The 22,239-nt window shown below is 70.1% G+C and carries 23 protein-coding genes; 12 read left to right on the top strand and 11 right to left on the bottom strand.

Translation table 11 applies throughout. The annotated features are described in order from the left end of the window. Position 1 precedes the first annotated feature (1 nt). Both ABGB01_RS22210 and ABGB01_RS22205 read right to left on the bottom strand, forming a co-directional pair. Entirely contained in the window at positions 2-1,690 is a 1,689-nt protein-coding gene (locus ABGB01_RS22210) for an ABC transporter ATP-binding protein (protein WP_347775448.1), read from the bottom strand. A gap of 170 nt (positions 1,691-1,860) precedes the next feature. Beyond that, entirely contained in the window at positions 1,861-3,036 is a 1,176-nt protein-coding gene (locus tag ABGB01_RS22205) for an MFS transporter (protein ID WP_347775447.1), read from the bottom strand. A gap of 255 nt (positions 3,037-3,291) precedes the next feature. Here ABGB01_RS22205 and ABGB01_RS22200 point away from each other — a divergent pair, with 255 nt between their 5' ends. Beyond that, entirely contained in the window at positions 3,292-3,930 is a 639-nt protein-coding gene (locus ABGB01_RS22200) for a phosphotransferase (protein WP_347775446.1), read from the top strand. A gap of 35 nt (positions 3,931-3,965) precedes the next feature. Beyond that, complete coding sequence (locus ABGB01_RS22195) at positions 3,966-4,772, top strand: NAD(P)H-binding protein (RefSeq protein ID WP_347775445.1); 807 nt, start codon at positions 3,966-3,968, stop codon at positions 4,770-4,772. On the opposite strand, the gene ABGB01_RS22190 is transcribed toward ABGB01_RS22195, so the two are convergent. The 4 genes from ABGB01_RS22190 to ABGB01_RS22175 are packed head-to-tail and all read right to left on the bottom strand — an operon-like array spanning position 4,735 to position 7,085. Then, on the bottom strand, positions 4,735-5,439 hold the full coding sequence (locus ABGB01_RS22190; RefSeq protein ID WP_347775444.1) for a phosphotransferase: 705 nt from the start codon (positions 5,437-5,439) through the stop codon (positions 4,735-4,737). The genes ABGB01_RS22195 and ABGB01_RS22190 overlap by 38 nt on opposite strands. A 24-nt stretch (positions 5,440-5,463) precedes the next feature. Continuing rightward, positions 5,464-6,027: a DUF305 domain-containing protein gene (locus tag ABGB01_RS22185; protein WP_347775443.1), complete on the bottom strand. Its 564-nt coding sequence runs from the start codon at positions 6,025-6,027 to the stop codon at positions 5,464-5,466. A gap of 57 nt (positions 6,028-6,084) precedes the next feature. Next, positions 6,085-6,948 (bottom strand): DUF1996 domain-containing protein, encoded by an 864-nt coding sequence (locus ABGB01_RS22180; RefSeq protein ID WP_347775442.1) that lies wholly within the window; start codon positions 6,946-6,948, stop codon positions 6,085-6,087. Further along, positions 6,945-7,085, bottom strand: coding sequence for a hypothetical protein (locus tag ABGB01_RS22175; RefSeq protein WP_347775441.1), 141 nt, complete (start codon positions 7,083-7,085; stop codon positions 6,945-6,947). The genes ABGB01_RS22180 and ABGB01_RS22175 overlap by 4 nt, the downstream gene beginning before the upstream one ends. Before the next feature lie 398 nt (positions 7,086-7,483). Between ABGB01_RS22175 and ABGB01_RS22170 the strand changes: the two genes are divergently transcribed. Further along, complete coding sequence (locus ABGB01_RS22170) at positions 7,484-8,638, top strand: RtcB family protein (RefSeq protein WP_347775440.1); 1,155 nt, start codon at positions 7,484-7,486, stop codon at positions 8,636-8,638. Positions 8,639-8,708: 70 nt separating this feature from the next. Here the strand turns inward: ABGB01_RS22170 and ABGB01_RS22165 are convergent, their stop codons facing one another. After that, complete coding sequence (locus tag ABGB01_RS22165; protein ID WP_347775439.1) at positions 8,709-10,172, bottom strand: DHA2 family efflux MFS transporter permease subunit; 1,464 nt, start codon at positions 10,170-10,172, stop codon at positions 8,709-8,711. A 79-nt stretch (positions 10,173-10,251) separates the two neighbouring features. Here ABGB01_RS22165 and ABGB01_RS22160 point away from each other — a divergent pair, with 79 nt between their 5' ends. The 4 genes from ABGB01_RS22160 to ABGB01_RS22145 all read left to right on the top strand — a co-directional run bounded on the left by ABGB01_RS22160 (position 10,252) and on the right by ABGB01_RS22145 (position 12,198). Further along, positions 10,252-10,881, top strand: coding sequence for a TetR/AcrR family transcriptional regulator (locus ABGB01_RS22160; protein WP_347775438.1), 630 nt, complete (start codon positions 10,252-10,254; stop codon positions 10,879-10,881). A gap of 58 nt (positions 10,882-10,939) precedes the next feature. Next, positions 10,940-11,188, top strand: a complete 249-nt coding sequence (locus ABGB01_RS22155; RefSeq protein ID WP_347775437.1) for a hypothetical protein — start codon at positions 10,940-10,942, stop codon at positions 11,186-11,188. Next, positions 11,185-11,592, top strand: a complete 408-nt coding sequence (locus ABGB01_RS22150; RefSeq protein WP_347623249.1) for a hypothetical protein — start codon at positions 11,185-11,187, stop codon at positions 11,590-11,592. The genes ABGB01_RS22155 and ABGB01_RS22150 overlap by 4 nt, the downstream gene beginning before the upstream one ends. A gap of 117 nt (positions 11,593-11,709) precedes the next feature. Next, positions 11,710-12,198 carry a hypothetical protein gene (locus ABGB01_RS22145; RefSeq protein WP_347775436.1) on the top strand — a complete coding sequence of 163 codons (489 nt, stop codon included), beginning with the start codon at positions 11,710-11,712 and terminating at the stop codon, positions 12,196-12,198. A 196-nt stretch (positions 12,199-12,394) separates the two neighbouring features. Here the strand turns inward: ABGB01_RS22145 and ABGB01_RS22140 are convergent, their stop codons facing one another. Next, on the bottom strand, positions 12,395-13,864 hold the full coding sequence (locus tag ABGB01_RS22140; protein WP_347775435.1) for an ATP-binding protein: 1,470 nt from the start codon (positions 13,862-13,864) through the stop codon (positions 12,395-12,397). A 258-nt stretch (positions 13,865-14,122) separates the two neighbouring features. Here ABGB01_RS22140 and ABGB01_RS22135 point away from each other — a divergent pair, with 258 nt between their 5' ends. Beyond that, positions 14,123-14,953: an alpha/beta fold hydrolase gene (locus ABGB01_RS22135; protein ID WP_347775434.1), complete on the top strand. Its 831-nt coding sequence runs from the start codon at positions 14,123-14,125 to the stop codon at positions 14,951-14,953. A 10-nt stretch (positions 14,954-14,963) separates the two neighbouring features. On the opposite strand, the gene ABGB01_RS22130 is transcribed toward ABGB01_RS22135, so the two are convergent. The 3 genes from ABGB01_RS22130 to ABGB01_RS22120 are packed head-to-tail and all read right to left on the bottom strand — an operon-like array spanning position 14,964 to position 18,366. After that, positions 14,964-15,704: a succinate dehydrogenase/fumarate reductase iron-sulfur subunit gene (locus ABGB01_RS22130; RefSeq protein ID WP_347623254.1), complete on the bottom strand. Its 741-nt coding sequence runs from the start codon at positions 15,702-15,704 to the stop codon at positions 14,964-14,966. Continuing rightward, positions 15,701-17,623 (bottom strand): fumarate reductase/succinate dehydrogenase flavoprotein subunit, encoded by a 1,923-nt coding sequence (locus ABGB01_RS22125; protein WP_347775433.1) that lies wholly within the window; start codon positions 17,621-17,623, stop codon positions 15,701-15,703. The genes ABGB01_RS22130 and ABGB01_RS22125 overlap by 4 nt, the downstream gene beginning before the upstream one ends. Then, positions 17,620-18,366: a succinate dehydrogenase cytochrome b subunit gene (locus ABGB01_RS22120; RefSeq protein WP_347775432.1), complete on the bottom strand. Its 747-nt coding sequence runs from the start codon at positions 18,364-18,366 to the stop codon at positions 17,620-17,622. Before ABGB01_RS22120 ends, ABGB01_RS22125 begins: the two co-directional genes overlap by 4 nt. 134 nt (positions 18,367-18,500) lie before the next feature. Here ABGB01_RS22120 and ABGB01_RS22115 point away from each other — a divergent pair, with 134 nt between their 5' ends. Genes ABGB01_RS22115 through ABGB01_RS22100 form a run of 4 tightly spaced genes read left to right on the top strand, consistent with a single transcriptional unit; the run spans position 18,501 to position 22,181 of the window. Then, positions 18,501-19,430, top strand: coding sequence for a LysR substrate-binding domain-containing protein (locus tag ABGB01_RS22115; RefSeq protein ID WP_347775431.1), 930 nt, complete (start codon positions 18,501-18,503; stop codon positions 19,428-19,430). A gap of 32 nt (positions 19,431-19,462) precedes the next feature. Beyond that, a complete protein-coding gene (locus tag ABGB01_RS22110; RefSeq protein WP_347775430.1) occupies positions 19,463-20,596 on the top strand; it encodes a fused response regulator/phosphatase in 1,134 nt (377 codons plus the stop codon). Next, positions 20,593-21,729, top strand: coding sequence for an ATP-binding protein (locus tag ABGB01_RS22105; RefSeq protein WP_347775429.1), 1,137 nt, complete (start codon positions 20,593-20,595; stop codon positions 21,727-21,729). The genes ABGB01_RS22110 and ABGB01_RS22105 overlap by 4 nt, the downstream gene beginning before the upstream one ends. A 5-nt stretch (positions 21,730-21,734) precedes the next feature. Continuing rightward, positions 21,735-22,181 (top strand): response regulator, encoded by a 447-nt coding sequence (locus ABGB01_RS22100; protein WP_347775428.1) that lies wholly within the window; start codon positions 21,735-21,737, stop codon positions 22,179-22,181. Positions 22,182-22,239 lie beyond the last annotated feature (58 nt).

Here is a 22,239-nt window from a genome sequence, read left to right as displayed (position 1 = left end):
GTCAGTCCTCCCCGCGGGTCACGGTCGCGGCGTAGGCGGGCGTGCTGTCGAGCAGTTGCCGGTGCGCGCCCTCGGCCAGCACCCTGCCGTCCTCGACGTAGATGACGTGGTCGGTGCGGTCGAGCACCAGCGGGCTGGTCGTGCAGATCAGCGTGGTGCGGCCGGCGCGCGCCTTGGCCAGCCGCCCGGCGATGCGGGCCTCGCTGTGGGCGTCGACGGCGCTGGTGGGCTCGACCAGGATGAGCACCTCGGGGTCGGCCAGCAGCGCCCTGACCAGGCGCAGCCGCTGCTGCTGCCCGCCGGAGAACTCACGACCGGCCTCGGCCACGACCGTGTCGAGCCCCTCGGGCAGGGCCTCGACGATGTCGTCGGCGCAGGCCGCGTGGAGTGCCTCGCGCAGTTGCGCGTCGGTGGCGCCGCCGCGCACGTCGAGCTCGTCGCGCAGGCGGCCGGTGAACAGGCGGGCGCCGTTGTCGGCGACGAGGATGCGCTCGCGGACCTCGGCGATGGGCAGATCGGCCAGGTCTGCCGCGCCGAAGGTGACGTCGCCGTCGGCGTAGCGGCCGAGCCGGTCGGCGATGGCGGCGGCGTCGTCGGGCGAGCTCGCGGCGATGGCGGTCAGCGAGCACGGCTGGACGGTGACGCCGCTGTAGGAGTCACGCAGCACGCCACCCGGGCTGCTCCCGGTGCCGCCGGCGACCTCGGGCTCGATCGACAGGATGCGGATCACGCGACCGGCGGCGACGTGGCCCTTGGTGAGCTTGTCGGCCGCCTCGGTGAGGGTGCGCAGGGGGCCGATGAGGAAGACCGCGTAGAGGTAGAACGAGACGAGCTGGCCGGTGGGGATCTCGCCGGCGACTGCGAACGAGGCGCCGACGCCGGTCACGATGGCGATGAGCAGGCCGGGCAGCACGATCTGGGCGCCTTCGAGCACCGACTCGACTCTGGCCACGCCGACGCCGGCCTGGCGGACGAGCTGCGACTCCTCGCGGTAACGGCCGGCGAACACGTGCTCGCCGCCGATGCCGCGCAGCACCCGCAGCCCGGCCACGATGTCGCTCGCCCTGGTGGACAGGTCGCCCACCAGCTCGCGGTGCCTGAGCTGCCGGCGGTGCAGGGGGCGCAGCAGCGGCGAGACGGCGAGGGCCATGATCGGCACCCCGAACAACACGAGCAGGCCGAGCGGCAGCGAGGTCGAGATGAGGATGACGGTGACGGTGACGATCGCCACGATGGAGCCGGTGCCGCGCAGCAGGATGTCCATGGAGCTGCCGATGTGGGCGATGTCGGAGTTTCCGACGCTGACGACCTCGCCGGTGGACAGCCGCTTGGGCAGCGTGGCGCCGAGCCTGGCGGCCTGCCTGGCGGTCACCTGAACAGTGCGGTAGGCGGCCGACAACCAGGTGTGCACGGCCATCCGGTGGCGCATCAGCCCGGTGTAGGCCTGCAGCAGCCCGAGCGCCAGCAGGACACCCGCCCAGAGCAGCAGCGCCCGGGTGTCCTTGGCGGTGACGGCGTCGATGCCTCTGCCGAGCACGGCCGGCATCAGGGCCTGCACCAGCCACCACAGGGTCGCGAAGCCGATGCCCGCGAGGAGAGACGGCCACTGCCTGCGCGCAGTCCACCACAAATAGCGCAGCGGGCTGCGGATGTCGGGCACGCCAGGATCGGCCTCAGGAAGGGAGCGCATAGCCTGACAACCTTGACAAGGCGTGAGGCGGCCCGGCAAACGGTTTTCGACCTGCTGGAACGTTCCCCTGAACGAGTGGGTCCCGACGACGGCGCCGGACAATTCCCGACGAAACCCCCAGATGCTCCGGTCGCGGGCGATGAGTGATCGGGGCCGGTGTGGCGGGTGTGCTAGCGCCCCTGGACGCCTTTGAAGGCCCGCATCGTGTACGCCAGCGTCACCAGCGCCGTGAGCGCGAGCAACGCGTAGCCGATCGTGTACGCACCGGTGGTGGCATAGACCGCCCCCATGACGAGCGGCGGGAAATAGCCGCCGAGCCCTCCGGCCGCGCCGACGAGCCCGGTCACCGTCCCCACCCTGGACGGCTCGACCAGCTTCGCGACGAGCGCGAACACGCCGCCCGTCCCCAGTCCGAGAAAAAGCGCCATGAACACGAAGCTCGCCCCCGCGGGCACCTCGGCCGGCGGCTCCAGCGCCAGCACGAGCGCCATGACCGTGGTGCCGCCGAACGCGATGAGCAGGACCTTGACCGGGCCGATCCGGTCGGAGAGCGTGCCGCCGAGCGGCCGGGCCAGCACCGCCGCGATCGAGAACCCGGCCGTGCGCAGCCCCGCGCCGGTCTGGGCGAAGCGGTACACGTTCTGCAGCAAGGTCGGCAGGTACGTCGAGAAGGCCACGAACCCGCCGAAGGCCACCGCGTACAGGAAAGCCGACTGCCAGGTCGCCTTGAGCGCCATGGCCTTCCTGATCCGGGGGCACGCGGGGGCGGTCGCGGGCGACCAGCGCGGCGAGTCGCGGCTCGCGCCCAGCATGACGAGACCCGTCACCGCGAGCGCCGCCGCCATCAGCCCGTGCGTGAAAGGCCGCCCGAACGTCTCCACCAGGACCGGCGTGCAGAACGCCGACAGCGCCGTGCCGCCCATGCCGGCCCCGAACACGCCGGTGGCGAAACCCCGGCGGGCGGGTTCGTACCACGCGTTGACGAAGGGGATGCCGATCGCGAACGACGTGCCGGGGATGCCCAGCAGGAAGCCCCAGAACAGCAGCCAGCCGTACGACGTGGACCAGCCGGTGAACAGGACGGGCACGATCGAGACGAAGCAGACGGCCGCGAACATGCGGCGCCCCCCGAACCGGTCGGCCAGCATCCCCACCGGGATCCGCCCCAGCGAGCCGACCACCACGGGGATCGCCACCAGCAGCGAGAGCTGCGTCTGCGACAACCGCAACTGCCTGCTGTAGCTCCCGGACAGCGGACCGATGAGGTTCCACGCCCAGAACGTCACCGCGAAGGCCACCGTGGCCAGCACCAGGTTCCGCGCCTGGCCTGCACGAAGTTCGGACATGCACTCTGTGTAACAGATTCTCGCTTTCCTGTGAGGAGGTGAGGGCGTGCGGCGACGACCCGGGCGGACACTCTTTACATGGTGCCCACCGTGGCCGGGATGGTGCTGCTCGCGCCTTTCCCGGTCAGCCGCCCGGAGCGCGCTCCTTCCACCCCGTTGGGCGGTTTGCGCCGTTCTTACATCGTGTATCGCGCGCACGGACGATAGTGCGCGGGTGCACCCGGCACGGGTCCCGGTGCGCCAGAATCGACCCTTGTGAAGCACGGGTACACCAACAGCACGGTCGGCGACGGCGCCCTGGTCGTGAAGTGCTACCAGGGGCCCGAGGCGGCGTTCAGGCTCAGCACGGAGAGCAGATATCTGCGCCGCCTGCGCGGCCGCATTCCCGTCCCCCGCGTCCACCAGGTCACCTCGACCAGCCTGACCACCCGCTGGGTCGAGGGCTCCCACGGCCAGGACCTCCTGGACGACGGCCGCGCCGCGGAGGTGCTCGCCGAATGCGGCCGCATGCTGGCCCGCATCCACAGGCTCGGCATCGTCCACGGCGACTACGGGCCCCAGAACATGCTGTTCCACCCGGCCACGTTCGAGACGACCGCGATCCTCGACTGGGAGTGGGCCCATCCGGGCCGGCCGGTCGAGGACCTCGCCTGGTGCGAGTGGATCCTCCGCATGCACCACCCCGAGCACGTGCCGCTGCTGCCGCGGTTCTTCTCCGCGTACGGCGAGCCCGTGCCCGGCTGGGCGGAGCGCCACGCGGCGATGCTGGCGCGCTGCCGTGACCTGCTCGACTTCTGCGTCCGCTGGGAGCCCGGCGGGGGCGGCGAGAAGATGTGGCGCGAGCGCATCGACGCCACGGCCGCCTGGACCGAGCGGGCCGCCGGACGTCTTTGACAGGTTCTGTCGGTGTCCTTTGCTTGACTCGGGGCATGACTCGGCTCGTGATCCTCGTCCTCGGCGCGACAGGCACCATCGGGCGGCGCGTGGCGGAGCGGCTGCGCGCGGCCGGCCACACCGTGCGTGCCGCCTCCAGAGGCGGCGAGACCACGTTCGACTGGGCGCGGCCCGGCACGTGGGAGCCCGCGGTGAGAGGGGTGTCCAGGGTCTTTCTCATGGCCCCCGACGGCGTCCCGATCGATCCGGCGTTCGTGTCGCTGGCAGTGGATCAGGGGGTCGAGCAGATCGTGTTGCTGTCCAGCGGCGGCATCGAGGTCATGGGCGATGAGCGGCTGATGAACGCCGAGCGCACGGTCCGCGACAGCGGCGCCGGGTGGACGATCCTGCGGCCGAGCTGGTTCGACCAGAATTTCGACGAGGGTTTCCTGCGGCCCGCGGTCATGGCGGGCGAGCTGATGGTGCCGATGGGCGCCGTGCGCCAGGCGTTCGTCGACGGCGGCGACATCGCCGCCGTCGCCGCCGCGGCCCTCACGCAGGACGGCCACGCGGGGCACTCCTACGAGATCACGGGGCCGCGTGCCCTGTCGTTCGGGGAGGCCGCGGAGATCATCGGCTGGGCGGTCGGCCGCGAGATCACCTATCTGGGCGGCGAGGAGGAATACATCGCGGCGCGGGGCTTCTCCGGCGACGCCATCCGTGCGGCCAAGGCGTTCACCGCCCTGCGAGCCCTCGGCGACCAGCCGGTCACCGAGGTCGTGAGCCGGGTGACCGACCGGCCGCCGAAACCGTTCGAGAGCTACGTCACCGAGACGGCGGCGCGGGGCGCCTGGCGGCCGTGAGGCCCAGCTCGCGCACCAGGGCCGCCGCCGCGTCGAGCAGTTCCAGCTCCCTGGTGGTCATCGTGGGGTTCGCGCCGCGCCGGGCCTTGGCGCGGTCGAGCGCGTCGCCATAGCCCATCGCGGCGCCGAGCCCGGCCAGCAGCGCGCCGAGCACCACCCGTGCCGCCTGCGCGCGCTCGTCCCCCGCGTCGGCCGCGACCTGGGCGAGGATCATCGCCGACATGGCGCAGTCCTCCTCCGGGCCGCCCTCCTCGGTGTTACACCAGTCGATCACCATCGGTCCGCGGGCCGTGAAGATGACGTTGTCCGGGTGCAGGTCCAGGTGGAGTACCCGGGCGTGGGGGTCGGCCGAGTGCCGGGCCGGGATCCGGTGCAGGCGCAGGAGCAGCCGCGCGACAGCGTCGCCCGCCGCCTCGGGCCTCAGGTCGCCGTCGAGCATCGCCCGTAACATCGTCGGCCCGGCCAGCCGCTCCATCACCAGGTCGCTGGCCGGCCCTTCTCCCGGGTGGACGCGGGGGACGGGATAACCGTGCCCAGCCACGTATTCCATGACCGCGGCCTCCCGGCGCGCGTCGATGCCCGACCGGTAGCGGCGCAGCACCCGTTCCTCGTCTATCGCGTACACGTCCGCGCTGCGGCCCTGCCCCAGCAGTTCCCCGAGCTCCATCCGGTCAACCTACCGAGCCGCGCCTCACGTACGTCCGGCGATCCTGTCCAGCTCGGCCAGGTCGGCGGTGTGGTCGCGCCGCATGGCGGACGCGAGCTCGCGGGCCTGTCGCGCGCCGCCCGCGCCCTGCTCGCCCTTAGCTACCAGCGCGAGCTGCTTCAGGTACGCCCGCAGCAACGTGACGCACCGCCGGTCGAACGCGTGGTCCCGCAGCCCGGACAGCGCCGTCAGGTCGGCGGCGGTGGGCATGCCGGGCATGTCGTGCCTGGCGTGCGGGTTCTCGCCGGTGACCCGGGCCTGGGCGAGCAGGGCGCGCAGCCGGCCGCGCCCGCTCTCGTGCTCCTCCCCGAGCCGGGCTGCCAGGCCGGCGAGCGGCCGGTGGGCCGCGCGGTCCCGGGCGAGCTCCAGGAGGGGCAGCGCCCGCGTGTGCAGGGCCGCGGCCAGTTGCAGCCAGGCCACGTCCGTGGTGGTGAAGGCCCCGCTGGAGGCGGGTGCCTGAACAGGAGCAGGAACAGGAACAGGGTCAGGAGCGGCCGAGCAGCCGAGCAGCAGGAGGGCCGGCAGCAGGAATCCGAGCACCCGTGACACGCGTACGACCTCCGGAAGGCCCGGGCGGTGAGGGCCTGCCCGGGCGAGGAACAGAAGTTACGACGGCCGCCCGTCGGCCCCGCACTTGATGATCGGCCGGATGCAGTCGCGCACCCGGCGCTCCATCTCCGCCGCCGGCCAGGCGTTGAAGAAGTCACCGTGCATCGTGAACCCGCCACCCGACGCCAGCCGGAAGTGCGACGGGTCGCCGCTCACCGGGTAACGGATCACCTGCCGCAGCTTGGGCACCGGCACGGGGTGCGTGCTCGGGCAGGCGCCGGCCACCGGGTAGGCCATGTGGCTCTTGTGGTCGGCGGAGTCGAGGTCGCGCCCGTTCCAGCACTGCGGGAAGTCCAGGTACGACTCCAGCATGGTCCCCGGCGGGCAGGTGACGAAGTCCTTCGACGCGCCGACGTGCCCGGCGTGCAGGCAGGACCACCGGGAGATCGTCGTGTGGTCGGGGCCGGTCGCCATGGCGTTGCCCGCGACGATCCGCAACCCGAGGGGCAGCGGCTGGATCCTGGCGACGATGTCGTCCCGCACGCCCTCGCCGAGGTAGTAGAACGTGACGATGGCCGGCTCCACGGGTGCGCCGTCCCTGTAGAGGGTCGGCACCCAGTACGACGATTTGTCCACGGCCGGGTTGCAGTTCGTGGCGCCGTTGAGCAGGTCGTTGAGCTGGGTGTGGGCGTTGGTGACGCGGCTGCCGAAGAAGCTGTGCATGTGCGAGGCGCCCGGCAGGCCGGGGAAGACGATCGGGTCGTCGGGCAGCCGGTGGCTGAACGGGCAGTCGGCGAGGAACTCCGCCACCCGTACGGGCTCCGCCACCGCCGGGCGGGGCACGACGGCGACCAGGCCGATCAGCAGGGTCAGCAGCGCGATGAGTCGTGAGGCGAGCATGGCGGCTCCCTTGGTCGTCATGGGTGGACGCGCACGATGTCGATGAGCATCCGCGACGGGAAACGGCGTGGACGCGTCAGGCGGTCCCGGCCGGTCGCCGCGACCGCGAGGGCGGGGGATGGCGGGTCGAAGATCCACGGGTCGGGGTGTGGACTCACGACGTCTCCGTCAGGGTGAGAAGCGGGGGCGTTCGGGGAGCGCTCCCTGATTGGGAGAGTGCTCGCCTCTTCTGCCGCTGTCAAGATGCTCGTTACCAGATGAAAACCCGCCTGACACGCGAGAAGCCGCGCCTCACACGCCTATATGCAGCTTCGACCAGCGAGAATGACAGATTCTCGCGCCGCACTCCGGCGCTTTCTCCCGCGCCGCGCCAACAGGAGACGGTCCACCCACCTCTGACCACCCGACATCTGCACCCGAACCGGATGAGGGAGCGCTCTCTCGCAAGGGAACCATATGAACCTGGAACGGTCGGCGTGACCCGCAGCCGATAAATGGGTGGGAAATCCTTACTGGCCCCGCCACACTGATCAACAACCAGTAAGGAGCATCTTCCATGCCGAACCAGCCCGCACCGAACCTGCTGTCGTGGGCCAGCGAGATCGACGAAGGCGCGATCATGCAGGCCGCACGCACCGCCCGCCTGCCGTTCGTCTCCGGCCACGTCGCTCTCATGCCCGACGCGCACGTCGGCATCGGTGCGACGGTCGGCTCGGTGATCCCCACAGAAAACGCGATCATTCCCGCCGCCGTCGGCGTCGACATCGGTTGCGGCATGGTGGCCACCGAGACGACGCTCACGGCCGCGGACCTGCCCGACACGCTCGCGGCCCTGATGCCCATGGTGGAGCGCCGCATCCCCGCCGGCGTCGGCAAGGGCCACGACGACCCGTCGACCGACCGCGCTCTCAGCGACCTCGGGCTCCCCCACACCGACCTCAACCCGAAGCAGACGAAGAAGGTGGCCGACCAGTTCGGCACCCTCGGGTCCGGCAACCACTTCGTCGAGGTCTGCCTCGACGAGCGCGACCACGTCTGGACGGTGCTGCACTCGGGTTCTCGCGGCATCGGCAACCAGCTCGCCCAGTTGCACATCACGGGCGCCAAGAAGCTGATGAAGAAGCAGGAGGTCGGCCTGGAGGATCCGGACCTGGCGTACTTCGTCCAGGACACGCCGGAGTTCACCGCGTACATCGAGGACATGCTGTGGGCCCAGCGCTACGCGATGGCCTCGCGTGCCCGGATGGACAAGGTCCTGATCAACGCCCTGTTCCGGGTCGTCGGCAAGGGACAGCGCGTCCGCACGATCAACTGCCACCACAATTTCAGCCAGCAGGAGACCCACTTCGGCAAGTCGATGTGGATCACTCGCAAGGGCGCCATCAAGGCCGAGAGCGGCGACGAGGGCGTGATCCCGGGCTCGATGGGCACGCGCTCGTACATCGTGCGCGGGCGCGGAAACCCCGAGTCGTACACCTCGTGCTCTCACGGGGCGGGCCGCCGCATGTCCCGTACGAAGGCCAAGCGCGAGCTGTCGGCGAGCTCGCTCACCGCGGCCATGAGCGGCCGCACCTGGAACTCCGACCGGGCCGCCGCCCTGGTGGACGAGCACCCTGAGGCGTACAAGCCCATCGACCAGGTGATGGCGGACCAGACCGATCTGGTGGAGGTGCGGCACACGTTGCGCCAGATCTTCAACTACAAGGGCTGACCAGGCTCCGGCTCTCCGCCCTGCGAGCCGCCGCCGGGCCGCGAGCACCTCGTGGAGCGCTGGTGAGCAGTCAGCCCGGGGTGCTCGCGAGTTCCCCGGCCGCGGCCTGCGCCCGAGGCGGGCGGCCGGGGAGGAGCGGGATGACCGCCAGCACGATCACCAGCCCGGTCACGACGAGCCAGAAGATGCCGTGGAAACCGGTGATCACGTCGCCGGCGGTCTGCAGGATGAGCGTGACGACCGCCACGCCGAGCGCGGCGCCGAGCTGATTGAGCATGTAGAGCACCGAGCTGCCCTGCGCCACCATGGTCTCGGGCAGCGTGCGATAGAGCGAGCCCATGGTGGGCGCGCTGAAACATCCGCTGCCCAGCCCGATGCTGAGCGCCGCCAGCGCCGGCCAGATCTCGGGCGTGTGGGCTCCCATCCGGGTGAAGGAGAGCGCGCTGAGCAGGGCGACGGTGACGCCTGCGATGGCGAGCCCGCGCGCGCCGATCCGGTCCGACAGCCGCCCGGCCAGTGGCATCGCGATGGAGCCGCCGAGTCCGAGCGGCGCCATCAGCAGGCCGGCGGCGAGCACGCCGTGCCCGTGGGCCTGCTGGTAGTACAGCGGCAGCGCGAACAGCGCCCCAAAGAGGGACAACCCACCAAGGCCCATGATCGTGACGCTGGCCGTGAACCCGCGGTTGGCGAACAGGCGCAGGTCGATCAGCGGCGGCTTCCTCCGCCTGGCCGGTGAACCCACCGGGCGCGACCGCAGCGCGTGCACGGCGTAACCGGCCAGCAGCAGCACTCCCGCGCCCAGCGGCAGCAGCGCCTGCCAGGCCGCGAACGACCCCTGCTCTGCCGTCTGCGACAGCGCCAGGACGACGGCCGCGAATCCGGGCCCGAGCAGCGCCAGTCCCACGACGTCCAGCCGGGCGGGCGACGCGCCGGACGGCCCATGGGACGGCTCGTCGACGGGGACCACCCGTACGGCCAGCAGCAGGGCGACCAGTCCGACGGGCACGCTGAGCAGGAACATCCACCGCCACGAAAGTCCGGCGAGCACCGCGCCGCCCGCGATCGGCCCGAGCACGGGCCCGAGCGAGAGCACCACGCCCATCAGCCCCATCACCCGTCCGGCCCGGCGCGGCCCGGCGGCCCTGGCCAGCAGGATCAGCACGAGCGGGTCGAGCAGCCCCGCCCCGAACCCCTGGAGCACCCGGAAGGCGATCAGGCTGCCGACGTTCCAGGCCAGCCCGGCCAGCAACGATCCGGCCAGGAAGAGCGACAACCCGGCCAGCCAGAGCCGCCTGCCGCCGAACCGGTCGACGGCCCAGGTGGTGAACGGGATGGTGGCGGTGACCGCGAGCAGGAAGCCGGTGGACGTCCAGCCGACCGTGCTGAGGGAGGTGGCGAAGGCGCCGGCCAGGGTGTCGATGGCGACGGCGGCCATCGTGCTGTTGAGGATGCCCAGCAGCCCGCCGAGCAGGATCACGCCGATCATGCCGAGGAGCCGGGTATCCATCCGGTCGTCCGGCGAAACTGAACTCATGGGTTCAATGTAGTTATCTCATACGTTCGCATGCAACCCATACGTCCACAGGGATGAACCAGCGCGTACAATCGCAGGCATGGCCACCAGCACACGCGGGCGCATCGACAAGCGCCAGGCGATCCTCGGCGGCGCGTTCGCCGTGTTCGCCCGCCTGGGATACGCGCAGGCCTGCGTGCAGGACATCGCGGACGAGGCGGGCGTGGCCAAACCCACGGTCTACAACCACATGACCGACAAGGCCACGCTGTTCCGGCATGCCGTGGAGGCCGCCTCGCAGGCCGCGCTCGTCGCCCGGATCGGCGCGCTCGCGCCGCTGGCCGATCCGGGCGACGATCTGGCCGGGGTGCTGGAGGGCGTCGCCCACGCGCTGCTCCGGCTGCACACCGACGAACGTTCGTGCGCGTTGAAACGACTGCTTTACTCCGAGATCACGCGATTTCCTGACATTCTCGATGTCGTGACCGGCAGCGGCCCCCACCACCTCACCCAGGCGCTGGCCGACCGCCTGGCCCGGCTCGCGCTCTCCGGCCGCCTGCGCGCCGCCGACCCCGACCTCGCGGCCGAGCAGTTCCTCGCCCTGCTCCTCGGCCCGCTGGAGACCCGCTCCCGCCTGGGCACCCGCCAGATCAGCGACACCGAGCTCCATGACCTGGCCCGCGCCACCGTGTGCACCTTCATGCGCGCCTGGGGCCGGAACACGCCATAGCAGATGTCTGCGACAAGACCTCTTGTCGGTGGTAGGCAAGGGATATAGTCTGCCGCGTGTGGTGGAACGAGACGACTACGCGGCCATCCGCGATCGGATCATCGGGCTCTCCCACACCCATGGCTTGCGCTGCGACTGGGCGGAGACGACCAGGCGGCAGCGCTTCCTCCTGCTGTGGGACGCCGAGGGCCGCGTCGCGGCCCGCGCGATCGTCCCGCTCTACCCCAGGGAGACGCCCCATCTGGTCGACTCCCTCGAGCAGGGGCTCGCTCACCTGTTCGGCGACCACTGGCTGGAGGACTCATGACCGCGGACCGCGTTGACGTTCACATCACCCTGGCGGGCAGCCTGTGGCTGGCCCAGGTGGACGGCGTGGCCGGCGGCATGTCCGCGCGCACGCTGAAGGAGCTGCACGCCGACGTCACCGAAGGGCTGCCGTTCCTGTTCGCCGACCGCGACCGGCCGCCCGCGCCCGTCTTCCACTACGCGCTTCCCGGCCTGTCCGAGCAGGACCTCGACGACTTCGCCGCGCTCCAGCGCCAGGCCGCCGCGATCGCCGAAGACTACACGCGCACGCTGAAGAAACGCGTCAAGCACATGCACGAGCTGGGCCTGTCCGACGGCGACATCGGGGAGCTGCTCGGCCTGACCAAGCAGCGCATCCAGCAGATCCGCACCAACGCCAACGACGAGTCCCGCCAGACCGCCTGACGGAGCACCCCGCCTGCTCCGACGCGTCAGTCTGCGCAACACAGACGGTTCAGGCCGACGAGCTCCCACCTGCCACTGCTTGACAAATGACAGCAAGTACTTGCTATCGTGCGTCAAGTGGACACGCGTGAGCACGTGGCGTTGGCGGGTGAGCTGGTCGAGCTGGTCGAGCGGCGGATCGTCGATCCGCTGGAGATCCTCTTCGGCTCCGGCGAGCAGGTGGACCCGGTCAGGGCGCGCCTGCGGATCGAGGCCGAGGTGTGGGCCGCCCAGTTGCTGGGCCCCGACGAGAGCCTCGCGGTCCGTACGGCGGCGCGGTTGATCGCGGCCGCCTTCCCCGGCGACGGCCCGTTCGATCCCCCCGACGAGTGGTGGAGCACCGCCTTCGGCAGGGCCGTGGCCAGGCGCGCCGGCCATCCGGGCAAGGAGGCGGTGCCGTTCGCCACGGCGGGCGCGATGCTCGGCATCACCCGGCAGGGAGTTCACGACCTGGTCAAGCGCGCGAAGCTCGACCGGCATCCCGACGGCGGGGTGAGCACCCACTCGATCCGCGAACGGCTGAACCAACCTCAGGAGCGTCATGGCGCACGACGTCACCATCACTGACCACGACATCCCCCTCGCCGTACGCGACCACGGCAGGCCCGGCGAACCCGTCATCCTCCTCCACGGCCTGGAGGCGTGGGACCCGCTCGACCTGCCCGGCCACCGGGCCGCGACACTCGACCTGCGAGGCCGGTCGGCTCGTCGAAGAGCGGCCCAGCCGGACGCCTTGAGTCGCCACGCCTACTCCGACGCGTGGTCAGTCCCCGAAATACAGACGGTTCAGGTCGACGAGCTCCACGTCTGACCGCCCACGCGCCACTTCCGTCAGACCATCGGTGAATCCGGAGCGCGCGAAGAGCAACAGCTTGGGCTGCTCGTCGACGCGGGTGTCAGGAAGCAGGGCGCGAAGGTGCTCCAAGCGCTGAAGCTGCGCGACGTCCATGGGTGCAAGGGTGCCCTTCGCCTCACCGATCGCAGTGATCCGATCGCCGGCGAAGGAGTTCGCCTCGGACACCACGATGTCCAGTTCGTGCCCATGACGGTGTGCACGACACGAGATCTCGCTGGGACGGACGGTGCTTGCCGTTCCGTTGAGTGTCGCGGTGGACGCATGAAGGAAGCACCATTCGCGCGCAAGGTCTTCGAAATGGGGTCCATAGATTGTGGAAGCGACCGTGTCGGCATGGTCGCGCCAGACCCGGGCCGCTTGGCCGCTGACCAACTCTGGTTCTCGCCGCTGTGTGACCAGCTGATGGAGCCGGACGATCGGTTCAGCGATCTTGAACACGCTGCGCTTCTCCCGCAACGCGTCGTCGACCTGCTGGACGAGGCCGATGCTCTGGAGGCCGCCGAGCAGGTGGGCCAGGGCGCTCGTGGGCCTGCCGAGGGCGGCGGCGATCTCGCTGCGGCGGTGGTTTCCGGCGCTGATCGCCGTCAGCGCGGCTGCGTACGAGGTGGGATCGGAGATCGACGGCTCTTCCCTGAGCAACAGTCCGCCCTCGCGGAACATCGCGGACGCTGGGTTGAGCAGTCGCCGCTGCACCCATCGATCGAACCCGTCGAGATCGGCAGGCCCCGAGCCACCGCACATTTCCAAGTAGGCGGGCGTGCCACCGACGAGCGCGTGCACCCGGAACGCCAGCTCCGGCGACTCCGTGAGACCCCAGAAAGCGCTCGCGTCGCGAAAACCGAAGGGCCGCACGATCAGCTCCAGCACGGCACGTCCACGCAGCGGAGCGCCGCCTCCGAGCAGCTGGGCCATCGTCGTGAGGGCGCTGCCGCAGAGGATCAGCCGAGTGCGGGTGTTCTCCTTGGCATGCCCGGTCGGGTTGAGTGCTTGCTGCAGGTAGGAGGGGAGCGCCGGCGTGGCCGAGACCAGGTAGGGGAACTCGTCGATGATCACTGGCGTGGCGCGTTCGTCGCCGAGACGCAGCAACTCGTCCAGCGCTTCTCGCCAGTTGCCGAACGAGACGGGCGTGCGCAGGCCACGATGGCTTGCGTACGCCGCGCCCAGATCTGCCAGGTTCTGCGCCTCGGCCTGCTGCGTGGCGCCGAAGAGCAGACCACCGGTCTCCTGGGCCAGGAGTTCGAGCATGAGCGTCTTGCCCTGGCGGCGGCGACCGTACACGAGCCCGAGGGTGGCACCCACCGACCGGCTCGTGACGAATTCAACTAGCTCTTCCCATTCGGTGTCACGGCCGAAAAGCCGCTCGGGCTTGCTGAGCATCGTGGACCTCCGTGAACCATAGCGGCACTAATCATAAGCGTACCTATCATCTTCGCGCGGCTCAGGGAGTCGACGAATCCCGCCCGTGCCACTACTTGACGACACTAAGCAAGTACTTGCTAACTTGTGTCAAGTGACTGCGTGCTCACCCCCCGGGAGTTCACGACCTGGTCAAGCGCGCGAAGCTCGACCGGCATCCCGACGGCGGGGTGAGCACCCACTCGATCCGCGAACGGCTGAACCAACCTCAGGAGCGTCATGGCGCACGACGTCACCATCACTGACCACGACATCCCCCTCGCCGTACGCGACCACGGCGGGCCCGGCGAACCCGTCCTCCTCCTCCACGGCCTGGGCGGCACGCTGGAGGCGTGGGACGGGCTCGAACTCGCCGGCCACCGGGCCGTGGCGCCCGACCTGCGGGGTCACGGCCTGTCCGGCGACGGCCCGTGGGAATGGGAGAGGGCGCTGGACGACCTCGAGGCGGTGGTGGCGCATCTGGACCTCGGCAACCCGGCCGTCGCCGGTCACTCGCTGGGCGGCATGCTCGCCGTGTTGTGGGCCAGGCGTCATCCCGAATGCCCGGCGATCGTCAACCTCGACGGGCTGCGCTCCGCCGAGAGCTCTCCCGACAATTACCCGGGGATGGACCCCGTGACGAGGGACCTGGAGCTGGCGAGCCTCAAGGCCGTGTTCGACGAGCAGTCCGCGAGCATGGGCCGGCCGCTCCCCGCCGAGCTCCGGCCCATGTTCCCCGCCAGGGCTCTCGTCGAAAGGGACGGGCGGGTCTACGCCCGGCCGGGCGCGGAACTCCTCGAAGCCGTGCGCTACACCCCGGAGTTCCGCGACACGATCCCCCTGCTGCGCGAGGTCACCTGCGACGCCCTGGTCGTGATCCCGACCCGCGACCCGCAGGGCATGCCGGGCGGCGAGCTGATGGCGGCGTTCAGGAGAGGAGTGCGCCGCGACCTCGCCTCCCTGCCGCCCCACATCCGGGTCAGGGAGCTGGACTCCGGCCACGACCTGCTCGCCGAGCAGCCGCGGGCGGTCGCCGCCCTGATCACGGACTTCCTCGCCGCCCCGAGGTGAGGGCGGCGGGCTACTTGGTGTTGGCCTTGAGATAGTCGCTGTTCATCTGAGCGATCGTGTCCAGCGGGATGCCCTTGGGGCAGACCGCCGTGCACTCCCCGGTGTTCGTGCAGCCGCCGAACCCCTCCGCGTCCATCTGGTCCACCATGGCCTTGGCGCGGGACACACGTTCCGGCTGGCCCTGGGGAAGCAGGCTCAGGTGAGTGATCTTGGCGGCGGTGAACAACGAGGCCGAGCCGTTCGGGCAGGCGGCCACGCAGGCCCCGCAGCCGATGCAGGTCGCCGCGTCGAACGCGGCGTCCGCGTCCTCCTTGCGTACGGGGATGCTGTGGGCGTCGGGCGCCGAACCGGCGGGAACGGAGACGAAGCCGCCCGCCTGGATGATCCGGTCGAACGCGCTGCGGTCCACCACCAGGTCCTTGACCACCGGGAACGGCGCAGCCCGCCACGGTTCGATGGTGATCGTGGCGCCGTCCTCGAAGTGGCGCATGTGCAGCTGGCACGTGGTCGTGGCGCGCTGCTCGCCGTGCGCCACACCGTTGATCACCATGCCGCACATGCCGCAGATGCCCTCGCGGCAGTCGTGGTCGAAGGCGATCGGGTCGTCGCCCTCCAGGATGAGGCGTTCGTTGAGGACGTCCAGCATCTCCAGGAAGGACATGTCCGGGGAGACGTCCTCCACCCGGTACGTCACCATGCGTCCCGCGTCCGAAGGGCCGCTCTGACGCCAGACCTTCAAGGTCAAATTCACTTGTAGCTCCGCTGGGTCATCTTGACGTACTCGTACTCGAGCGGTTCCTTGTGCAGCACCGGCCCGTCAGGGGCGCGCTCCCAGGCCGACACGTACGCGAAGTGTTCGTCGTCGCGCAGCGCCTCGCCGTCGGAGTCCTGTGACTCGGCGCGGAAGTGGCCGCCGCACGACTCCGTGCGGACCAGGGCGTCCAGGCACATGAGCTCGGCGAGGTCGAAGAAGTCGGCGACGCGGCCGGCCTTCTCCAGGACCTGGTTCAGCTCCTCGGCGGTGCCGGTCACCTTGACGTTCTGCCAGAACTCCGCGCGCAGCTCCGGGATGCGCTCCAGCGCCTTGCGCAGCGACTCCTCCGTGCGCTCCATGCCGCAGTAGTCCCACATGAGCTTGCCCAGCTCGCGGTGGAAGGAGTCGGGGGTGCGGGTGCCGTTCACGGACAGCAGCCGATCGATCTTGTCGCGGACCCTGAGCTCGGCCGCGGCCACGGCCTCCTCGTCGACGTCGTTGTACGGGCCGTCCGCGAGATAGTCGCCGATGGTGGTGGGAAGCACGAAATATCCGTCGGCGAGCCCCTGCATCAGCGCCGACGCGCCGAGCCGGTTGGCGCCGTGGTCGGAGAAGTTGGCCTCCCCGATGACGAACAGGCCGGGGATCGTGGACTGCAGGTCGTAGTCCACCCACAACCCGCCCATCGTGTAGTGCACGGCGGGGTAGATGCGCATCGGCACGTCGTACGGGTTCTCGCCCGTGATGCGCTCGTACATCTCGAACAGGTTGCCGTACTTCTTCTCCACGGCGTCGCGCCCGAGCCGGCCGATCGCGTCGCGGAAGTCCAGGTAGACGCCCAGCCCGCCGGGACCGACGCCGCGGCCCTCGTCGCAGACGTTCTTGGCGGCCCTGGAGGCGATGTCGCGGGGCACGAGGTTCCCGAACGCGGGGTAGATCCGCTCCAGGTAGTAGTCGCGCTCCTGCTCCGGGATGTCGCCGGGGGCGCGCGAGTCGTCCTTGCGCAGCGGCACCCAGACGCGGCCGTCGTTGCGCAGCGACTCCGACATCAGGGTCAGCTTCGACTGGTACTCGCCGGAGACCGGGATGCAGGTGGGGTGGATCTGCGTGTAGCAGGGGTTGGCGAAGTACGCGCCCCGCTCGTGCGCCCGCCAGATCGCCGTGGTGTTGCAGCCCTTGGCGTTGGTGGACAGGAAGAACACGTTGCCGTAGCCGCCGGTGGCCAGCACCACGGCGTCGGCCACGTGGCGCTCGATCTCGCCGGTCACCATGTCGCGCACGATGACGCCGCGGGCCCGACCGTCGGAGACGATCAGGTCGAGCATCTCGTGCCGGGTGTGCATGGTGACGGTCCCGGCCGCGACCTGCCGCTCCAGCGCCTGGTACGCGCCCAGCAGCAGCTGCTGGCCCGTCTGGCCGCGGGCGTAGAACGTACGGGAGACCTGGGCGCCGCCGAACGAGCGGGTGTCGAGCAGGCCTCCGTACTCGCGGGCGAACGGCACGCCCTGCGCGACGGCCTGGTCGATGATGTTCACCGAGACCTGGGCGAGGCGGTAGACGTTCGACTCGCGGGCGCGGAAGTCGCCGCCCTTCACGGTGTCGTAGAAGAGCCGGTAGATGCTGTCGCCGTCGCCGCGGTAGTTCTTCGCGGCGTTGATCCCGCCCTGCGCGGCGATGGAGTGGGCGCGGCGGGGTGAGTCCTGGTAGCAGAACGAGGTGACGTTGTAGCCCAGCTCGCCCAGCGTCGCGGCGGCCGAGCCGCCCGCCAGGCCGGTGCCCACCACGATCACGTGGAGCTTGCGCTTGTTGGCCGGGTTGACCAGCTTGGCGCTGAACTTCCGCTTCTCCCACCGTTCCTCGATGGGGCCGGAAGGCGCCTTGGCGTCCCGGATCTCCGAGCCCTCCTTGTATTTCACTGCACAACTCCGAACGTGATCGCGAGGGGCGGGGCGAGGAAGCCGATGACCAGCACGGCGGCCAGCAGCCCTGCCCCGAGGCGCAGCGTCCTGTTGCGGGCCCGGTTGGCCCAGCCGAGGGTCTGGAACGCGCTCCAGACGCCGTGCCGCAGGTGCAGACCGACCATGACGACGGCGACGACGTAGATGAGCGTCACCCACCACCGGGAGGGGTCGAAGCCCGCGACCATCCGGTCGGCGGGGGCGGAGTCGAAGCCCTTGGGGTTGACGACGCCGAACGTCAGGTCGAGCAGGTGCCAGACCAGGTACAGCGCGATCGTCAGGCCGCCGAACCGCATGATGTGCGTGGCGTAGCCGCCGGCCTGCGACTTCTTGGCGACGTACTTCACCGGCCTGGCCTTGCCCGCCCGCCGGGCCAGCGAGATCGCGGCCCACATGTGCAGGACGACGGAGGCGGCGAGCACGATCTCCACGATCGTCAGCACCGTGCGGTAGGGGACGATCGGCTCGAGCAGCGTGCGCAGCGCGTGCGCGTACTCGTTGAACGAGTCGCGGCCGAGGAAGATCTTGAGGTTGCCGAGCATGTGGAGGATGAGGAAGAGCACCATCACGGCACCCGTGACGGCCATGACGGCCTTCTTGCCGTTCGAGGAACCCATGAAGCCGCGCGTTCTGCGGCGCTTAGGCGTGCTGGGAGGGGCGACGGGCGCTGTGGCGGCGCCGCGCTCTATCGTGGCTGTCACGTCTCCAGACGCTATGTACGCAGCGACGATCCGTCCAAGTCATCGTAGGTCTCGTTTCGATAGCCACCAGCTATGATGCGGGTCTGTAGGGTCGCCCCACGCCAGGGACGGTCGGCCGATGCGAGGAATGTCACATGCAGCTGCAACAACTGGCCTACTTCGTCGCGGTCGCGGAGACCAGGCACTTCACCCAGGCGGCCGAGCGCATGCGGGTCGCGCAGCCGTCCCTCAGCAAGCAGATCAAGACGCTGGAGAGCGATCTGGGCACCCGGCTGTTCTCCCGCGCCCGGGGCAACGTCACGCTGACCGCGGCGGGCGAGGCGCTGCTGCCGCTGGCCCGCCGGATCCTGGCCGACGCCGACACCGCCCGGCAGGAGGTGGCCGAGCTCGCGGGGCTCCGGCGTGGCCGGGTGCGGCTCGGCGCCACGCCGTCGTTGTGCGCGGGGCTGCTGGCCGACGCGCTGGCCCGCTTCCACCGCGCGTACCCGGGGATCGAGCTGCTGGTGGAGGAGGGCGGCTCGCGTGACCTGGTCAGGGCGCTGGCCCGGGGACAGCTCGACCTGTCGTTGATCATCATGCCGCTGCACAGCGATGACCCGGCCCTGGTGACGGAGGAGATCCTCAGGGAGAACCTCGTGGTCGCCGCGCCCTCCCACGATGCGGCGCGCGGGCGATACGTGCACATCGAGGACCTGCGCGGCCGCCAGATGGTGATGTTCCGGCGCGGCTACGACCTGCGTGAGGCCACGCTGGCGGCGTGCCGGCAGGCGGGGTTCGAGCCGAGGTTCGCGGTGCAGGGCGGCGAGATGGACGCGGTGCTGCGGTTCGTGGAGGCGGGCCTGGGCGTGGCCGTGGTGCCGTCGATGGTGCTCGACGGGCGGCCTGGCCTGTCGGGCACGCCGCTCGCGCCGCCGGGGCTCAGCCGGACGATCGCCTTGGCCCACCGCAAGGACGTCGAGCCGACCAGAGCGGCACAGGCGTTCCGCGAGATCCTGCTAGCTTTCGTGGTGGAATCTGGACACGAAGGCACACTTCCCCAAGGCGTGGAACTCATCGCAAAATGAGCACCACCACTTCAATCCCCCGAAGAGGCGTCTTGACGGCAAGTCTTTCAGAAACGCTGACGCTGCTCCTCATCGAGGATGACGACGGCGATGCCTTCCTCGTCGAAGAGCTGCTCAAGGAGGCGGAAGCCCCACCCAGGATCTTCCGGGCGCGTAGTCTGCGCGAGGCGAAGGAGAAGCTGACCGAGCACATCCAGTGCGTGCTGGTCGACCTGACGCTGCCCGACGCGAACCGCCTGGAAGCCTTGGAGGAGGTCCTGGCGCTGGCCCCGCACGCGGCCGTGCTGGTGCTCACCGGCCTGCGAGACGTCCACGTGGGCGTCACCGCCGTCCAGGCGGGCGCCCAGGACTACCTGGTCAAACAGGACATCGACGCGCGGCTGCTGGCCAGGTCCATCAGATACGCGATGGAGCGCAGGCGGGCCGACCTGGCCCACCTGGCGCTGCTGCAGGCGGATCTGACGGCCAAGGAGAACGCCAGGCTGGAGGGCGCGCTGCTGCCCGAGGCGCTGCTGCGTACCGACGCGATCGAGCACGTCACCCGCTACCTTCCTGGCAGCGGCGGCACGCTGGCCGGCGACTTCTTCGACACCGTGCAGACGCCGGACGGCTCCGTGCACGTCGTGATCGGCGACGTGTGCGGGCACGGGCCCGACGAGGCGGCGCTCGGAGTGGCGCTGCGCATCGCCTGGCGCACGCTGGTGCTGGCCGGGCAGACGGACGAGACGATGTTGCGCACGCTCGACGCGCTGCTGCGTGCCGAGCGCCAGGCCCCCGAGATCTTCACCACGCTCTGCACGGCCACCATCGCCCCCGACCTGCGGTACGCGAAGATGCACGTCGTCGGCCACCCACCTCCCGTGCTGGTGCGCGACGGAGGCGCCGAGGCGGTGTGCGACACGCCTTCCGGCCCACCGCTCGGCATCTTCCCCGACGTGGAGTGGCGAGTGATCGACGTCCCGCTGGGCGAGGAGTGGACGCTGATGCTCTACACCGACGGCCTGATCGAGGCGGCCGTGGGCGAGCCCGACGGGGAGATCGGGGTCGACGGCCTGGTCGAGCTCGTACGCGCTCGCGGAGACATCGACCTCGACCGGCTCATCACCCATGTCGGCACGCTGAGCGACGACCTCGCCGTGATCCTGCTGCGCAGGAGGAGAGCATGAGCATCCACCCGCTGCCGCCCGCCCCGGAGCCCAAAGGGCTGGGCCGGCTGCCGGTCGCCCGCTGGTTCCTGTTCGTCGGGGCGGTCGCCGGCATCGCGTTCGTGGCCGGGGTCACGGTCGTCCTGGTGATGAGCGCCCGCACGATGGAGCTGTCCCCGCCCCCCGAGGTCGCCGCGCAGCTCACCCGGCTGAACGTCACGCTGATCGTGGTGTTCGCGGTGCTGCTCGCCTGCGGCATCGGGCTGGCGTTCATCGTGCGCCACTTCGTCCTGAACCCCATCGACCGGCTCACCACACAGGTGCGTACGGTCGCCGGCGGCGACTTCGACCACGTCCTGCACGTCGACCGGCCGGCGGAGCTGGCGGAGCTGGCCGGCCACGTCGACTCCATGCGCGACCGCATCGTCGCGGCCTGGCGGGTCGCCGCCGACCAGAGCGAGGAGTTGCGCAGGTCCAACGGCGAGCTGGAGCAGTTCGCCTACGTCGCCAGCCACGACCTCCAGGAGCCGCTGCGCAAGGTCGCCGGCTTCACCCAGATGCTGGAGCAGCGTTACGGCACGCAGCTCGACGACCGGGCCAAGCAGTACATCCACTACGCGGTCGACGGCGCCAAGCGCATGCAACTGCTCATCAACGACCTGCTCGACTTCTCCAGGGTCGGCCGGGTCACCAGAGAGAAGACCGCCGTCGAGTCGGGCGTGGCGCTGGACGCGGCGCTGGAGAACCTCTCGGCCATGATCGAGGACACCGGCGCCACGGTCACCCGCGACGAGCTGCCCCTGGTCACCGGCAACCGGATGCAGCTCACCCGGCTCTTCCAGAACCTGGTCGAGAACGCCGTGAAGTTCCGCGCCGAGGAGCCTCCACGCGTGCACATCGGTGCGGAGAGGTCCGGCGACATGTGGGAGTTCAGCTGCTCCGACAACGGCATCGGGGTCGAGGCGAAGTACGCCGACCGCATCTTCCTGATCTTCCAGCGCCTGCACCCCCGCGACGTCTATCCCGGCACCGGAATCGGGCTCGCCGTGTGCCGCAAGATCGTCGAATATCACGGTGGCCGGTTGTGGCTGGACGGTGACACCGGAAACGGGGGCACGACGTTCCGCTGGACACTACCTGGGGCTGGAGGCTGATCGCGATGGACGTACGACCGATCGACGTGCTCCTGGTCGAGGATGACCAGGGGGACATCCTGCTGACGAAGGAGGCGTTCGACCTCAACAAGGTCCGCAACCGCCTCAACGTGGTCAACGACGGTGAGCAGGCGCTGGCCTATCTGCGCGGGGAGGGCGACTACCGCGACGCGACCCGCCCCGACCTCATCCTGCTCGACCTCAACCTGCCGAGGAAGAGCGGCAGTGAAGTGCTGCGGGAGGTCAAGGACGACCCGGTGCTGCGCACGATCCCGGTGGTGATCCTGACGACGTCGGAGGCGGAGGAGGACATCCTGCGCAGCTACCGGCTGCACGCCAATGCGTACGTGTCCAAGCCGGTGGACTTTGAGCAATTTATCCGTGTTGTCCGACAGATAGATAATTTTTTCGTAACGGTGGTTAAACTTCCTACCTCGGGGCAGCCCATGTGACGCGCCTACGTGACAGGAATCACAGCAGGTCATCGAAATTGTGAGTGACCCCGCTCAC

Source organism: Nonomuraea sp. B5E05 (genome assembly GCF_039880665.1).
Taxonomy (GTDB): domain Bacteria; phylum Actinomycetota; class Actinomycetes; order Streptosporangiales; family Streptosporangiaceae; genus Nonomuraea.
The sequence above is the reverse complement of the archived record's forward strand: the minus strand, read 5'-3'. Positions and strand labels throughout refer to the sequence as shown.